Origin of the sequence: Shewanella sp. UCD-KL21, from assembly GCF_001957135.1 — a bacterium.
Lineage (GTDB): Bacteria > Pseudomonadota > Gammaproteobacteria > Enterobacterales > Shewanellaceae > Shewanella.
In genome coordinates, this window is record NZ_MPHK01000028.1 from 18,880 (window position 1) to 34,820 (window position 15,941).

Annotated in this window: 14 protein-coding genes; 10 read left to right on the forward strand and 4 right to left on the reverse strand. The window is 36.9% G+C overall.

Going from position 1 to position 15,941, the window contains the following annotated elements; translation table 11 throughout:
• The first annotated feature begins 29 nt into the window (after positions 1-29).
• Both BM739_RS18205 and BM739_RS18210 read left to right on the forward strand, forming a co-directional pair.
• A complete protein-coding gene (locus BM739_RS18205; protein WP_076543064.1) occupies positions 30-1,988 on the forward strand; it encodes an McrB family protein in 1,959 nt (652 codons plus the stop codon).
• Positions 1,975-3,264 carry an LlaJI family restriction endonuclease gene (locus BM739_RS18210; protein WP_076543065.1) on the forward strand — a complete coding sequence of 430 codons (1,290 nt, stop codon included), beginning with the start codon at positions 1,975-1,977 and terminating at the stop codon, positions 3,262-3,264. Before BM739_RS18205 ends, BM739_RS18210 begins: the two co-directional genes overlap by 14 nt.
• A gap of 408 nt (positions 3,265-3,672) precedes the next feature.
• On the opposite strand, the gene BM739_RS18220 is transcribed toward BM739_RS18210, so the two are convergent.
• The gene (locus tag BM739_RS18220; protein WP_247663573.1) at positions 3,673-3,879 is read right to left on the reverse strand and encodes a helix-turn-helix transcriptional regulator; all 207 of its coding nucleotides are present in this window, start codon (positions 3,877-3,879) and stop codon (positions 3,673-3,675) included.
• Between the two features lie 124 nt (positions 3,880-4,003).
• On the opposite strand from BM739_RS18220, the gene BM739_RS18225 reads away from it, so the two are divergent.
• From BM739_RS18225 to BM739_RS18235, 3 genes are all read left to right on the forward strand, one after another.
• A complete protein-coding gene (locus BM739_RS18225; RefSeq protein WP_076543066.1) occupies positions 4,004-4,210 on the forward strand; it encodes a hypothetical protein in 207 nt (68 codons plus the stop codon).
• Positions 4,211-4,221: 11 nt separating this feature from the next.
• A complete protein-coding gene (locus BM739_RS18230) occupies positions 4,222-5,397 on the forward strand; it encodes a DUF3596 domain-containing protein (protein ID WP_076543067.1) in 1,176 nt (391 codons plus the stop codon).
• Between the two features lie 397 nt (positions 5,398-5,794).
• Positions 5,795-6,169, forward strand: coding sequence for a hypothetical protein (locus BM739_RS18235; RefSeq protein ID WP_076543068.1), 375 nt, complete (start codon positions 5,795-5,797; stop codon positions 6,167-6,169).
• A gap of 25 nt (positions 6,170-6,194) precedes the next feature.
• Here the strand turns inward: BM739_RS18235 and BM739_RS18240 are convergent, their stop codons facing one another.
• Genes BM739_RS18240 through BM739_RS18250 form a run of 3 tightly spaced genes read right to left on the reverse strand, consistent with a single transcriptional unit; the run spans position 6,195 to position 11,992 of the window.
• Entirely contained in the window at positions 6,195-9,218 is a 3,024-nt protein-coding gene (locus BM739_RS18240) for a site-specific integrase (RefSeq protein WP_076543069.1), read from the reverse strand.
• Complete coding sequence (locus tag BM739_RS18245; protein WP_076543070.1) at positions 9,211-11,421, reverse strand: hypothetical protein; 2,211 nt, start codon at positions 11,419-11,421, stop codon at positions 9,211-9,213. Before BM739_RS18245 ends, BM739_RS18240 begins: the two co-directional genes overlap by 8 nt.
• Positions 11,411-11,992 (reverse strand): hypothetical protein, encoded by a 582-nt coding sequence (locus BM739_RS18250; RefSeq protein WP_076543071.1) that lies wholly within the window; start codon positions 11,990-11,992, stop codon positions 11,411-11,413. Before BM739_RS18250 ends, BM739_RS18245 begins: the two co-directional genes overlap by 11 nt.
• 393 nt (positions 11,993-12,385) lie before the next feature.
• On the opposite strand from BM739_RS18250, the gene BM739_RS18255 reads away from it, so the two are divergent.
• From BM739_RS18255 to BM739_RS18275, 5 genes are all read left to right on the forward strand, one after another.
• A complete protein-coding gene (locus BM739_RS18255) occupies positions 12,386-12,943 on the forward strand; it encodes a hypothetical protein (RefSeq protein WP_076543072.1) in 558 nt (185 codons plus the stop codon).
• Positions 12,933-13,322 (forward strand): hypothetical protein, encoded by a 390-nt coding sequence (locus BM739_RS18260; RefSeq protein ID WP_076543073.1) that lies wholly within the window; start codon positions 12,933-12,935, stop codon positions 13,320-13,322. The genes BM739_RS18255 and BM739_RS18260 overlap by 11 nt, the downstream gene beginning before the upstream one ends.
• A 10-nt stretch (positions 13,323-13,332) precedes the next feature.
• Positions 13,333-13,983: a hypothetical protein gene (locus tag BM739_RS18265; protein ID WP_139326914.1), complete on the forward strand. Its 651-nt coding sequence runs from the start codon at positions 13,333-13,335 to the stop codon at positions 13,981-13,983.
• A gap of 76 nt (positions 13,984-14,059) precedes the next feature.
• Positions 14,060-14,974 carry a viperin family antiviral radical SAM protein gene (locus BM739_RS18270; RefSeq protein ID WP_076543075.1) on the forward strand — a complete coding sequence of 305 codons (915 nt, stop codon included), beginning with the start codon at positions 14,060-14,062 and terminating at the stop codon, positions 14,972-14,974.
• A gap of 14 nt (positions 14,975-14,988) precedes the next feature.
• Complete coding sequence (locus BM739_RS18275) at positions 14,989-15,915, forward strand: NYN domain-containing protein (RefSeq protein WP_076543076.1); 927 nt, start codon at positions 14,989-14,991, stop codon at positions 15,913-15,915.
• Positions 15,916-15,941 lie beyond the last annotated feature (26 nt).

Consider the following 15,941-nt stretch of genomic DNA (forward strand, 5'->3'; position numbering starts at 1 on the left):
CTGTGTTTTTTATTAAGGCTAGGAAAAGTATGCTATCTGAATTGAATATGGTTGGTAAATGGTCAAAGCTAGATACTCAATCAAGCTGGAATTTTGGCGAGATTAGGTTTGATGAAAGATCGAAAGATATTTTTGAAGAGGAACTTGACCTACAAATCAAAATATTTGACCACTCAGCAAAGATTAATGTTTCAAGTAACAACAATCACTGTTACATCCCAAGCCACTACTTCTTATATGCAATTAAGCTAGCCCCATTAGTGTTGCTTGTTAAAAACTATATAGCGTATTTTGAGAGGGCAGTACAAGCTTTACCTGATGCAGATGCTGTAGGGACATTCATAACAAACAAAAACGCGACGCCTTCAGAACTAACAGGAATTGACTCATATAGTCTTGAGCAGTTCTACGATGTTTTTGATGTTTTGACTGCAGAAAGGAGGTTAAAAGCAAAAGAAATTATTAACGGTTACGGTAAGACTAGTGCCACAACGATCCGACCAAGTGATGATTTTCTTCGCTCTGTCGTATTGAAAGCTTTACCTGTTCCTGACAACAGTTCAGAAATGCTTAGTCGATTAGTCTGCGCCTTCTCTAAATCGCAAGTAGCATTACAACATTTAACAGCTAATTATAATGCTTACCTTCCTCATCTATTCCGCTCTACAGATGGCGATGAGCTGCTTTTAATGATCCTATCAACATTGGGGTGGCAAGGATTACTTGACTCAATATTAAATTCAACTAGTGGCCGATATTGCTCTTGGGGGGAGATTGATAATGCCTTTTTGTTGAGTACGACACCTGTTTCAGGGAACACGCTATATACTGAAAAACCAGTTCATTATTCAACCTCACTAGCCCAATATGTACATGTAAAAAAAGGTTTATTGGAAACAGATGAATTAATCGACTCTGTTTCTCTACTTATCTCGATACTTTGGCCTAATATGGCTGTTCATAGAAGCGAGGGAGAGCTTTTCTTTAGAGCTTCATGTCGTTCGGATTCTCAGGGGATAGGTTTTGACGGTGCTAGTAACAAAATTTTTTATGGTGCACCTGGTACAGGAAAGAGCCATAAGATCCATACTGTAGAATGTATAGGTGCAGAAAAGGTTGTAACTGTTTTCCATCCAGACACACAGTACAACGACTTTGTCGGTGCTTTAAAGCCGATGATGCAAACAGATCTCGCAGGAAATCCTACTGTTACTTATCAGTTCCGACCGGGGCCATTTACTAATGCGCTTGTTAAAGCTAAAAGATCTCCAAGCACACACGTCTGCTTAGTTATCGAAGAAATAAATCGAGCGCCAGCTGCCGCGGTGTTCGGTGAACTATTTCAATTACTTGATAGGAATGCCACTGGGGAGAGTACCTACAAAATTGATGCTGCAGACCCTGATATGCTGCTGTATATCAATGAGCAACTTCGCGTATCAGGTGTTCCAGAGCTAACACAGCTAGAAATTCCATCTAATCTCTCTATCCTAGCAACAATGAACAGCAGTGATCAGGCTGTAATGCCCTTAGATACCGCGTTTAAACGTCGCTGGAGCTTTGAATACTTAGGGATTGATTTTAGCAATTCGGCAGTACCTCAAACAGTAATTGAAGTTTCTACAGGTAATGGGAAATATGCTATTAAGTGGCCTGACCTAGCCAAAGCAATTAACGATGTGTTGATGGAAACTGGTATCGCCGAAGATCGCCTCATTGGTCCATTTTTCCTCAACCCGAAAGAGCTTAGTGATCCTAGCTCTGCAAACGACGCGCTGAACGGCAAACTATTTGTGTACCTTTGGGACGACGTTTTGCGCCATATCGGTCAGCACAAAGTATTTAGTTCTTCTTACAAAACGTTTGGGGGGCTCTCAGCAGCTTTCAATAAAGGGCTTCCAGTATTCAGTGCTGCAATTGAAGGAGTTATTGAAGTGAAGGGCGAAATCGCCGAGGTGCCAGAGGCAGCGGAAGATGCCGGTGAGTAATATTCTCTATTTGTCTGATCGACTATTGGTCAGCGATAAGACTATCCCTGAATCTTTGCTTAGTGAAATGCGCAGTCTAGGCCTTGTTGCACCGGATATGGTAAAGGTACATTTTTGTGGTGTGGTTTCTTACAGCGATGGCTTAGCTGTTTTTTTACCTAGAAACCACGAAGCACGAATTGAAGATAGAGCTTCGGCAGCTCATCTTCTACTTCAAGCTTTATTGAAATATTATCAAAGCAAAGATAGTGGTATTTATGCACAAGAAAGTGGTGAGGAAGTCATTGGTGGTAGAGCTTTATCATTAGCTGTTTCGCTGCTAAATGATTATCAAGCAAATAGTTTATATGTACGAAGAGTTAAAGAACGTTTAACCAATAATGGCAAAGTGAATTGGGCTAGAACCATAACTCGCAGTTCAGCTTACCCAACTATAAGTGGGCCGATGTATTTCGATTTGTCGACATCTCGTTCACGGTATACTTCAAATTGTGAAACCGCAAAAATCCATGCTCAAATTATCAAAGAACTATTCAAGGACTATGGAATGCTATGGTTGGGGCTGCCTAGGTTTTTTGATGAACGGTTAGAGCTAATGCCTAAACCATCAGGTACTGTCAATGTGCAAATAGCTTATTTACAACGAGAACTACAATTGAGTTACTCAGAGCGAGATATTTTCTTAATTAAGGGTCTAATTCAGTACTTGCGTATCAAGAAGGGTATCAACATAAATAATATACTAATTGGTGTTCGTAAGTTTCATAATCTTTGGGAGTCGATGCTCGATGAATGCTTGATTGGTAAATATGCAGTAAATAGTAAATTACCAGTTCCTGTATATCAGTTGCTAAATGAGGACTTTGTGCCAGTAGCACAGAAAGGGCAAAGAACAGACACAGTACTTAAACATCACGAGGAAAATAGGTTTGCAGTTGTAGATGCAAAGTACTATGAAGCAAGCTCACCTAACACTGCCCCAGGATGGTCAGATCTGGTTAAGCAATTTTATTATCAGAAAGCAGTTTCTCTTTTAGAAGGCGATACGGCCTTGGTAACTAATCATTTCGTGTTTCCAGGACATAGTATGAAACTCAAGGCTGTTCATGTTGCTGAGAGAAGTAGAATCGTCAAATCAGAAAGTGATTGTATGAGCGAATTGTATCCTACTATCCATTGTCATTATCAAGACCCTATTGAACTGTTAGATGTTTTTGTAAGAGGCGCAAAGTTAACTAAGTTAACTGATGATATTTTACAGAAGCATCTAATTTAAGTGTTGGCTATTAACATTGTTCAATAAGTTACTGATAAAATTAATTATAGTTGTAGTGTTCTCACTTTCAAAAATAATGTCATAACTTGAGCTGTAAACTTCAAGGGGTACTCCATCCCCTTCATTGGTTGCTGCTTGTATTAGGTATCGGGAGTTTGAGTCTTCACGCTCTGCTGGGTCTGATAACAACCCAGAGGACGTAGTATTGAGATCCTACATTAAAATTAAAACTTGGACTCACGTCATTGTGCCAACTTTTATCGTTAAGATATGGGTAATCGCTTAAGTTGAAACCTAAGTTAAAACCAGCACCAAATTCATTTTTATAAAGCATCTACGCCTTCCTAGTAGTCTTTATGATGGTGAACTCAGAAATACTGCTAGATCTAATTCAATATTTAAAATTCTTCATTGAATTTCCAGTAACTCACCAATTTCCACATCTAAATACTTGCATAGCGTCTCTAAAACATCTAATTCAACACGAGTGGCCGTTTCATTGTAGAGACGGGTAATAGTACCTCGGTTAATATCTGTATCCCTTGCCACATCAGAAACTTTAAGCCTCTTCTCACCGAGTATTCTGGAAAGATTACACTTCAAAATGAGCTCCAATAATAAAAAATGTTCTCCTGCAGGTTAAAAAAGCTTGCAAAAGATAATAAATGAGCATAAATTTGTTCTACAGGAGAGCAAAAAAGCTTTCTGTGAAATCAAATGACCTATCGGAGAGTATATTATGTCTAATACTTATTTAACAGCTGAAGAGTTATCTGTACGCATTAAATATGATGCGAGAACGATTCGTGACCAACTAAAAGATGCCATTTTTCTAGAAGGGATCCATTACATTAGACCATTTGGTGGTCGCAAAATATTGTTCATCTGGGAGAGTGTTGAAGATCTCATGTTGTTTGGTTATTCAGACGTTTTGCCAACTAAATAGCGAGGTGCGCAATGGGTAGTGTAAATGCGCGTAATAACAAGTTATACCTCGATTTTCGGTTTAAGAGTGTTCGCTGTCGTGAGATGACCACTTTAGAAGATACAGCTGCAAATCGTAAAAGAGTTGCCGCCGTACTTAAGCGAATAGAGGCTGAAATTCAGTTAAATCAGTTTGAGTACTCTCGACACTTTCCTAATAGTAAAAATGCACTGAAGTTTGCAGCTTATGAAGTTGCTGCTGAAGGTAAAGGGAGTGGGGCGCCTGGTTCTGATTTGGTTCGAGTGTTTGTTGATCAATGGTTGCTTGAGCGTAAAGCTGAATGGCGTCCATCTCAACTTCGTACGATTGAAGATATTCTGACTTTGTATATATTGCCTCGCTTTGGTGAACGAGCCATAAATTCGATAACAAAGTCAGAAGTTTTAAAGTTTCGTGCAGATTTAGTGGATGGGAGTGCGTTTGGAAAAGAGTTATCAGCTTCACGCATCAATCAAATATTATCGCCACTGCGTGTAGTGTTGAATGATGCGGCGGAGCGATATGACTTTACTAGCCCTTGGAAGTCAATCAAGCCACTACCAGTTAATCGTAAGCCTGTTCACCCATTTACTTTAGATGAAGTTTTTAAGTTCCTAGACTTTGTTAGACCGGACTTTCGTTGTTATTTCTTAACACGCTTTTTCAGCGGCCTTCGAACCGGTGAGATAGATGGTTTGCAGTGGGAGAATATAGATTTCGAACGCAGACAAATACTCGTTCGCCAGTCCTGGGTTCGAAATAAACTTGGCCCAGTGAAAACCAAAACATCATTACGTGAGATTGATATGAATGAGTTGGTTTATGAGTCTTTAACCCAGCATTATAAGCAGTCAGATGGCCATGGTTTTGTATTTCAAACCGCTGGTGGCAAGCCAATGAACAACAAAAACATGTCTTATCGTGTTTGGTACCCAACACTAGATATTTTAAATATCCCGCGCAGAAATCCATATCAAACTAGACATACAGCAGCCACCTTATGGTTAGCATCTGGTGAGTCACCAGAGTGGATTGCTAAGCAAATGGGTCACGCTAATACCAATATGCTTTTTACAGTGTATTCACGCTATGTGCCTAATTTAACTCGCCGTGACGGCAGTGCCTTTGAAGCATTTTTAAATCAAAAACTGACAGGAGAAACATCATGAATAATGACACTCGACTTAACTTAGCTCACTACTTATGCCAGCGTTTTTATTGCCAACCTACAGGAAGGGAGCTAAGTTGTGCTTTAGATTTGCCAAGTTCTTCTAACAATTTGTCAGCATTGGTTGAATGGATTAATCAATTGTACTATCAAGAACGAAGTAATGATTTATTGTGGTGGGAGAGGCGACTGCAAAGGCAGCTAGAGTCTAAAGGCTATCACCTGTAAATACTCTTGATGATTAACTTGAGTTAACTTTTATAAGCAAAATGCACCTTCATTATCGACAGGTGTATTTTGCTTACGGAAGTTAATGAAAACATTAATCATAAAACTATTTCTATGTGCCGTTAAAAGAACTCGAATAGCTTTCAGATTGATAAGATAATGAGACTATTATGAATGATGAGTATTTAAATGATCCAAAAGTGCACTTGGTAGGACTGAAGACCGTACTGTTTATTTTAGACAAGTGGCAATGTAGTACTACCCAGAAAGAGCGGTTACTAAGCTTAAAACTAGCAACTATTGATTTTATGTCAGATGTTCACTTGAATGAAGAACAGCTATTTAGAGTAAGTTATATTCTTAATATACATGCAGGGTTACGAACAATATTTTCAAACAATGACAACATATATGGCTTTATGACAATGATGAACTTCAATGCACCATTTAATGGCTTGATGCCTTTAGATTTAGCGCTTAATCAAGAGGTGGACGGGCTGAAAACTGTTATGGAACACGTAGTATCATTATCTTGGGGGAGCTAGTACAGCTAATGCTTTAACTCTTCTATTAGTAGCTCTTCATCATTATCCCCATCATATGAATAAGAAAAATAACGGTGTTTGAAGAGTACTTTTTCTGCTTCCTTGCTTTCATTATTTTTTTCTCATCAGAATGCCTTAGCTCCAACCATACAGCACCATGTCCCTGACGCCCTTTATGGGATGATAGCTTACTCGTTTGAGTTTGAATGCCGCGATAAGCACTTTCCCATAGTTGTCGCATAGGGCTTTGATTTATTGAAATAGTTTGTATTCTCCACTTACTTTTAGGTATAGCAAAAGAGAATGCTTCAATAAAATGTTCTAACTCTTTAGGCGTTGAAAAGTAGATACCAGATTTACTGCTATTTTTATTATTTAAACCGTAATCGAGAGCCCATTTTATGTTGTGCTTATCGTTTGGAAATTGCTGTCTCACTTTGGTGATGATTGATGAAAGCCACTTTAATTCAGATGCCGATTTAGGTTTAGAGGGGAGGAACCTATAAGCGGTACTTTGGGTTTGCAATCTTGGGTTGTCGTAGTTAGTCGTTATTGCCATTAATTTAATAGCATTTTTGTGCCATTTTTGGATATCACTTGATTCAATATGATATTTAAACGCTAATTCAATAGGGTCTAAACCTTGCTCAATTTGTTTTAAAATAAGGTAGCAAGTATCAATATTAGCAATGAGTTTAGATTTAGATTTAGGTTCTAGTTTAATAGTGGTTAATTGCTTTGGCTTTGGAGCTTGAATAGGAATAATGTTTATTTTTTTTACAGTGAAATCAAGAAAGCTTGAAACTGTCCAATGGTAATCCATGCCTCTCAACTTGGCCTGATTACTTAAGTTTCTGCGTGAACCAAGGTTTAAGTTAAGTAACTGTTTTTTAGTTGCCTTTAGCTTCATTGAAAGCAAGTTAGAGTACAGTACTAAATCACAAAAATGGAAGTAATGATTAAAACAGGTCTCAGGAGATGAGTGTCCATCAAATGCAGCAATCGCATAGTATTTATTACGTTGTGTCTTACCTGCCAATACATTGATGATCTTATGGATTTGTTGGGTTGAATAGGGAACGATTTCTGGGTGCTTAGCACTGTCTTCATTTAATTCAAAAATTAACTGCAAGCGAGATATTGCGCTATGCCTTAAGTGGTGAAAAACCAAATTATCAATGCCTGAAAGCTGCCTTAGTGCCGTTTTGGTGAAGTTAGATAACAAAAATTTATCTATTGGTTTATTAATATCTTGGCCAATCGTAAAGGCTAGGCAAGTATCTGGTGCTGTTGATTGCTCCTGCCGGGCTATTTTTAGTGACTCGTCGATAATCTCTTTTTCATGTTCAAGTAATAAAGCATAGAATGGTACTTTTCGAAGGGATGAAGTGCTTTTGTTATCAGAAAAGTTATTGCTCCTTATTTCGATCCAATGCTCAGGAGAGCTTTCAATATCTTTTAGTCTAAGCTTGATGGCTTCGCTAATTCGTAATCCGCACCGATATGAAATAATTAATATACTTTTTATGGTCGCCTTATTTTTAAAGTCTAAATCACTTATTCCATCAACAGTATCCAGTAATGCCTTAAATAGTGTTTCATCAACAAAACCAGCGTTAGTATGATGCTTATATTTCGATCCTTTGTTAATGGGCTCAAGTAGAAGTGGGAATCCAAAGTTTTGAACGCTAAAGGCATGAAAATCACTCAAGCGACAAGCAAGTTGAGTTTTGGTTGCTAAGCCTTTGGTAAGCTCAATCAGTTCATTGTATAGGTCTTGAAAATCTTGCTCATCAGCGTCTGTTAAATCAATTGATTCTGTTGTATAAAGCCACTTTCTTGATAGGGTGGAGTGATAGGTACGTATGGTTGATGGCTTACATGTTTTTAGTTTATGGATATACCATTTTAATAGTACTTCCTGAGCAATTGATATCTCAAGTGTACTTTCTAGCGTGTTTAAATGTTGCTTTAACGATTTTGATGTCAGTTTTTTATTACCTGTTTCTTTTAAGGTCTGGGACAGTATTTGAAAGAATTTTGAACATGGCAAAGTAGGTATTGTATCGCGTAACCCTTTAGGTTCGATGCTTCTAACTGGACTATAAAAGTTAAGTTTTGGGTTAGTTACAATAGGTGTTGTAACTAACCTCGCTAAATTGTCTTTAGGTAGACTATAAGCTTTGTTTCTTCCCATTGCATATTCAAGCATTGCTTGATTTATTCTGACATTAGGCAAAAATTGTATAATAGATATTGCTGACTTTACCAACCTTTTTAGGTTTGTTGGGAGAAGCTCCTTGTCCTCATACTCATCGATAAGCAAAGCATGAATAGTTTTATTGTCTAAGGGGGCTTGCCAGTGAATATTTGGATTATGCTGTTTTAGCTGCAGAAAATGCTTAATACAGCTAATTGTTATTGGAGATAAATACCAGATCATCTCCGTTGTTTTGCATTCTTCGGTTGTAACATTTGTATGGTAACCATGTTCATCAATTATGAGGCTGATAAAGGGTAAATTATCGATAGTTGAAATATTGAGCTGGGTGTTTAACTGCGCAGATAAGGCTCTTATTAAATGATGATTAAGGCAACCTGAGTGGCAAATAAATGAAAAGATAATAGACCGATAAGCCTTAGCAATACTATCGCAATGGCCATTTAAAGATAGCTCTGTAAACCAGCGGTTATAGAGTTTTTGAAATACTAACCCATCTTGTATTAATGCCTGAGAGTGTATCGTTTTTTCGGCTTTTTGCGTTACCATAAAAGATGGCATTGTTAGGTTGATATTGTTAGGTTCTGCTCGTTTAGTTACGACTGAATTACATCGATTAAAGCCTGACTTTAGATCTCTTATTGATGTAAATACAGTCGGTAAATCCTCAATTAGTCGCCCCCATGTAAGATTAAAATCCTGAAGGGGGGGAAATGCTGCACCACTTGGAAAGTGTTTTTCAACAAGTTTATCTGCCTTAATTTTTAGATTACGTCTATGACGCTCTCTGTCTTTATTACGTTTCTCTACACCAATGGATTTAGACAAAGTTGATACCCCTACAATTTACAGAGGCCAATTTTTTGTTTATATAATCGCTAATGATACTTAAGTCATTGATGGAGTATGAACAAAACCGTGTAAATGCTGGTTCATTTAACTCAGAGTGTCCCATCCAAGCTGCGATTAATTCTGGATTTATTTCCTCACGAACAAGTAACGACCTAATATAGTGGCGATGCCAATTCAATGGTAGAGGGAGTACACGATCAAAATGATCTGTCATTGTCTTAGGTGTTACCTCTTCTATTTTGTTATCAGTGATAAAGAAAAACAAATGCTCCTCGCCAGTGATTGCATGATCATAGCGTTGTGATAGCGCTATTTTTCGGTTCATAAATTCAACTTTCCCAGCTTTCAAGTATTGCTTGTAGTGCTCTAAAATACTAACTGCAATCTCAGGGATTTTGATCACTCTACCTGATATGGACTGATGCATTTCTTTATCAGAGATCCATAAGGTGTGATTTAATAAATTATAATCAGTGATTTTTCCAAGCCAGCCAGTCACAGGGCGGTAACCAGAAGATATTGCAAGAGTGAAAAGTACATAGTAAGTGATGAGGTTATGTCGACTATGAGAATAAAGATCAGAAATGTCGGATATATTTTGTTCTATGGTGTTAAAAAATTTAGCCAGAATTTCATCGCCTATAACGAGCGGACTTCCAATCACTTTGTTTTTCTCATGCTCTATTGAATAGTCAAACTTCAATATATATTCAAATTTTATTGAGGAGTTCTCTAAGAACTTTAAAAAACGCTGGTATGTTTTGTTTACTGTTTGTTCTGCTAAGTGTGTATATGAAAGTGCTGGGATCTCATCAGCTGTTTGGCCTTGAATTAATGCGATAATAGTTGGATCAATTGCTTCTTGCTTTAGTTTTTGAGCTAAATAATTCGAGATCTTTTGTGTGCTTAAATTTGTTCTATGCTGCTTGTTGATGTGCTTTAGTAGATTGGATATTTTATCTAATGTTGATTGCTCTAAATCATTCAATAAATGAGTTTTGATGTCGTTTGGTAATTGAATAACAAGTAGCGTTTGAATCGGGGATATTAATTTAATTATGCGTTTACGTTGAGATTGGGTTGGTAGTATATGTTCAAATTCCAGAGTGTTTTTTGAGAGGTTGTAATCTCGTTGGCTAATATGTTGCAATGATGTACCTAAGGTCAAAGATGCTAAAATAAAGGATCGTGTTTTTTCACAAACTATAGTGTGGTCCATACAGTATTTCAGTAATGTACTAATTTCAAAATTCGTGGCTTGATAAATATCACAAGGGAGTCGCATTTTGGTTTTTAGTAATCTATTGCTTGTTGCTTGGGCCATTAATTTTTGTACAGCATAACCATTTTTACTTGGCTTTTTCATTGATATAAGAAGGGACTTCTTCTGATCTGATGCAGCTTCTTCAAGTGCCCACCCTTCATTACTAACTTTGACCTGTTTGATTTCAGTTATAATATCCCCGTCTTCATTTTCAACTGGCGTGGCAATAAGTCTTGTGGGTGTAGCTCCAGGATCTCGAAGTGTGGTCTTACGTAAAATACCTTCACTACCAGTATGGCAATCATTGTAAGGGACGTATATATTGGAAATTTGTCGTCCAATTCTAGATTTATTGCTGTATTCAAGTTTTTCTTTGCGTTTGGAGTCGAGAGCTTCAAGCAATTTTATCATTTCGATAGTAATGACATCGGGAAGGTTATTAGATAGCTCATTTCTTTTACCTAAAGACCACTGTCTTATTTCATTGCAAACAGATTTGATAGCCGACTCATGACGTCCCATCATGTATAGTTTTGCACAAACAAAGAGTGTAATAGCCTTATATTGTTCAAACTGCTTTTGGTCTTGCGAAGGGGAGAGCATGACACTGGATATAAAAGCTGTGAAATAATATTGTTCTAATTGCTTTTTGCTGGTCAATTCCCGGTATAAAGATGTGAGGCTTTGTTTATGTATTTCAGTAGACGTAAATGGATTTGTTATTTTAATTTTAGCTAATGATTTTATCGCCGTTAATTCAGGGAATTCTCTTTGATATTGATGACTTAAGACCCTCGTTAGGTTAATTATCTCAACGGCGATGGTGGCATGATAATCAATTAACTCTTCAGGGAATGCATTATTTACAGCATGCTTAATTGTTTCTGTATCAAATCTTGAAAGGTCAGAGCTCATTATCACTATCCTCATTAATCAACTGCTCAAAAATAGAAATATGTTTTTCTGCATGAGAAGCATTGTGACGAGACTTTTGCTTCGCAATCGTATCTTTAGTTTTACCAGTCATGTTAGCTAGCAACTGCTGAGTTAGATGTTGCTGGCCATAAAATTGGTTGGCAACTTCAGCAGGAATCTTGTTTTTGATATTTGACTGGACTAGATCCAAATGCTCACTTGAAATTGAATTTAATAGAGTATTAGATATCACCCCCTTCCAGGCAAAAAGTGCAATGCCTTCGTCAGAAATATCTTTATCGGTGATTATGGTAAGTGTAGACAGGTCTAGATTGTACAAATCAAATATGGTTGATTCAAAGCCAGAAAAAATTTGAAGTTCAGTTTCAACAAGCTTGGCTCGAAGGATAATACCCTCGCTCAACAGCTTTACATTGAACAAGTCTTTTCTAATGGCGTCAGAAAATAGGAATTGCAGAGATTTAACAAAATCAAATGCTGGAATAGCAGCAGAATGAATCTTGATTTTGGAAATTTTTTTCCTGTTCTTATTGGATAAAAAATTAGTCATCAAAGCCTCATTATTTTATGAACCGACATTTAATAGATTGCTTAGAACATGAATTAAAGTCAAGGTGTTTTGTTATTTATTTCCTTTGTTATCATGAGCTTATGATTTTTTAGTGAAAAGTGGACTTATTTAGTACCACATAAGTAAATTGTTATTTTTAAGGTTTTAGCTTTAAATTATGTTGGATTTATATCTATAAACTTAAAAATTTACAGACATTATTTCAGTGATTTTTGTTACTTGAGTTGTAAAAGCAATGGTAGGGAGTTTAGGTATGAATGCACTTTATTTTTATTCGAATATCAAAATAATTTATAGACGGAACTCAGGGTCTTGTTTAGAATTATAAAACATTATATTTCAGTGATATAAGTATCAAACAAGGATGATGAAATGACATTTTTTTCGAAAGTGGATTTATTTTTTACCCGTGTAGTAGCGTGGCTAATTCATATGGTTGGTTATGCTTTTATTGCCTTAATCGGTATGACATCCATAGTTTTATTTCCATTTTCATTTTTTGAGTACAGTGAAGGGCTAGCTGATCTTGATTTATTAGAAATTTCATTAATTGCTCTCTTCTTTGGTGCCCTTTGGCGTTTTGTTAAGAAAACTCGAGATTGCGGAGAAAGTTATTGGGCTGCAACAAAAAAAATATGCATTTTACTGACTTTAGCTAGTTTGTTTTTGGGCTTTATAGAATATTGCTTTTTCTACTTCCTTTTACAAGAACAGGGCAACCTTACTTTTGCATATTTTGAAAACAGCAATGACTGGATTCTCCTCTTTAATTCAGTAGTTTTGATTGTAACGCTCTATGGGTTAGTCCCTACTGAAACTCAGCGTCAGGTAGGTATTACTGATGACGAAAACTTTGCTGCAGTTGGTACTCCTGAGGAAACGGATATCGAAAGTGATTCAAACACGGAGCTAAAACCAAATGGTATTTAAACATAGCTTTTTAATTACAACGATTGTATTCCTTTTTTATACGACTCCACTGCAAGCTAAAAACTCTCTGTTTGGCGATGATGCAGAGATCTTAGTCCAGGCTTGTCAGGAAGCCGTTACTATTTTTCAAAAGCGGGATGAAAAGAGATTATTAGCATCAATTAGTACATCGACATCTGAAGCGCTTAGAGCTGGGTATTGTATAGGTGTTCTTCAGCAATACATAAAGCAGAATTCCTCTTGTCGTTACAGTGGCTATAAACAAACTAACTGGTATCCGATGGCCGAAGCACTAGCCAGCATTTCTTTTGGCTCCAATGCTATGCAAGTCGGTACAAGCTCTTCGGTTTTATTAGAGAAGGTTTATTGTAATGGTTAGTGGAATCACTGTGCCTGATGCTATTTATAAATTATTTGGAATTAGTGTCGCGACGGAAAGTATTTTTTTAAAGAATAAAGCTAATTCTTTTGTTCGAAATCAACTGATCCAAACAGTGAGAGAGGAAGGGGTCCAACGAGCGAAAGTATACATAAAAGATTTAAGCCAATTGGACGTTCTGCATAATGCTCTTCTTTTGGATGCGATATTTTCTGACACACAAGTAGTTAAGCGAATTTTTGATGATAGGGGCTACAGAAATGAGTGCTCTAAGACTATTGAAAAACTTTTGTGCGGAAATAATAATATCTCTGGAATAGCATTACAAAGTAATCAAGTTCAGATATTCATTGATACTTTTGCTTCAGATGTGGATCTTTATAAAACAAGATTGCCCAACCCGTTTTCTACACTCCCTCAGGTCGCACTAGGAGATAATACTGGCATTTTACATGCGCTATTGATTAATTCTTCAACGCTAACCTCGACAGATTCAATATTAATGGCTTATCTTCAGAGGGATTTTATTAAGGCTAAGCAATTATGTGAGTATCTAGATGATTCAGTATTAGGAATAAAAGCTCTTAAACAATCAATCGAGATTGAATTACAACAAGCTAATGAATTTGACGACTTACTCGACCAAATGAAAAAAATGTAAAAATATTAGATTTTTACTTGTTAGTGCAGTGCACTAAGTGAATCTGAGTTTGTTCACAACAAACGGAGATTCAAAGATGTCACATACTAAAGTTCAAGAGCTCGTTATCAACTTCCATATGACTGAGGCGTGCAATTATAGCTGCGGTTATTGTTATGCTTCTTGGGAAGACAACGTTAATTCATCTGAATTACATCACGACAATTTAAAAGTGAATGATCTACTTGGCCAATTAGCGGCTCATTTCTTATCTGAAAACCCATTAAACCAAAAGCTAGAATATTATACTGTGAGAATCAACTTTGCAGGAGGTGAGCCACTCATGTTGGGGCGACGATTCATTGATGCTCTTGTTTATGCTAAATCTCTTGGTTTTAACACTTCTATTATTACAAATGGTCATTTCTTAAATACTCATATGCTTCATAAAATAGCTCCTCACATTGATATGTTAGGTATTAGCTTTGATACTGGCGACTATCTTTTAGCGTCATCCATAGGACGAATAGATAGGACGGGAGATTGGTTTTCCCCTGAAAAATTGATCGAAACTTGTCATGATTTTCGTATGTTAAACCCCCAAGGAAAAGTAAAGGTTAATACCGTTGTTAATGCGTTTAATTGGCGTGAAAACTTGTTGGGTGCAATTGAACAGATTCAGCCAGATAAATGGAAACTGCTAAGAGTTCTTCCAGTACAAGATCAAAACTGCACTATCACCGACGAACAATACTATGCCTATGTAACTCGACATCAATCGTTGTCTAAATTTATCGTTGAAGAGGATAACGATGCAATGTGGCAGTCTTATCTTATGATTAACCCTGAAGGCTGCTTTTACCAAAATACGACTAGTGGAGGGGGGCATGTCCAAAGTTTGCCCATATTAGATGTTGGTGTTGAAGTTGCTTTCGCACAAATTGATTTTAATTTTGATGCTTTTTCTCATCGCTACCTATCTGCGCAACACACACCATCTAATACAAAGTAAACAGGGAGGTTTATATGTCGGACTTAACTTTTGCAGTTTTAGTTGATGCAGAGAATGCTTCACAGAATCAATATGAGTCAATGCTTAATGAAGTAGAGAGGTATGGAACAGTTGCTATCAAGTGGATTTACGCGGACTGGACAATGCCTAATCAGAAAAGTTGGCAAAGTTTGCTTCATAAAACAGCTTCAAGCCCTAAACAGCAATTTCATTATGGAAAAGACGCCGCAGACCATGCATTAGTGATGGATGCTATCGAGCTAATTGGAAAGAATAGCCGTATAAATGCAGTATGCATAGTGTCAAGCGATGGTGGTTTTTATAGCCTTGCCCAAAGAGTGAGAGAGTATGGGTTACATGTGATGGCTATTGGTCGTGAAAATACCCCTGAACGTTTTCGTAAGGCTTGTCATAATTTTGTTTTATCGAAAAATTTATTGTCAACTCAGGAAAGCATAGATAAAAGTGATTTAGATACTTTATTGCTGAATGCATTTCACCGTTGTGCTGATACTAACGAGCCTGTGTATTTAGGGGATTTAGGGAGTATGTTGAAAAGTTTAGACTCTTCTTTTGACCCTAGAACTTATCATTACACTAGTTTGAAAAGGTTAATTAAAGGTTGCGAACATTTGTTTGAGGTAGTGAATGAAAGCAATGATCGCTGCTTTATTTCTTTAACTTCCAATGTACAAGAAGGTTGTGAAATAACTAATGGAAAGATTAGGAGTTGGCTTGGTAATAAAAATTGTGGATTCATTGAGACATCTAGTGGCGATTTTTATTTTAAAGCTGAAGATATCATTGAGTGGAATGGCCGGGATGTGAAGGTTGGAACAGAGGTTAGTTTTTTGGCTGCAAAGTATGCAGCTCCAACAGTGAATAGGGATAGTAATAAATGTCCGAAAGCAAGGTTAGTAACTCTGGTCTCGAATGGTTAAAGTAGTTATTGAATTTTAACTATTTG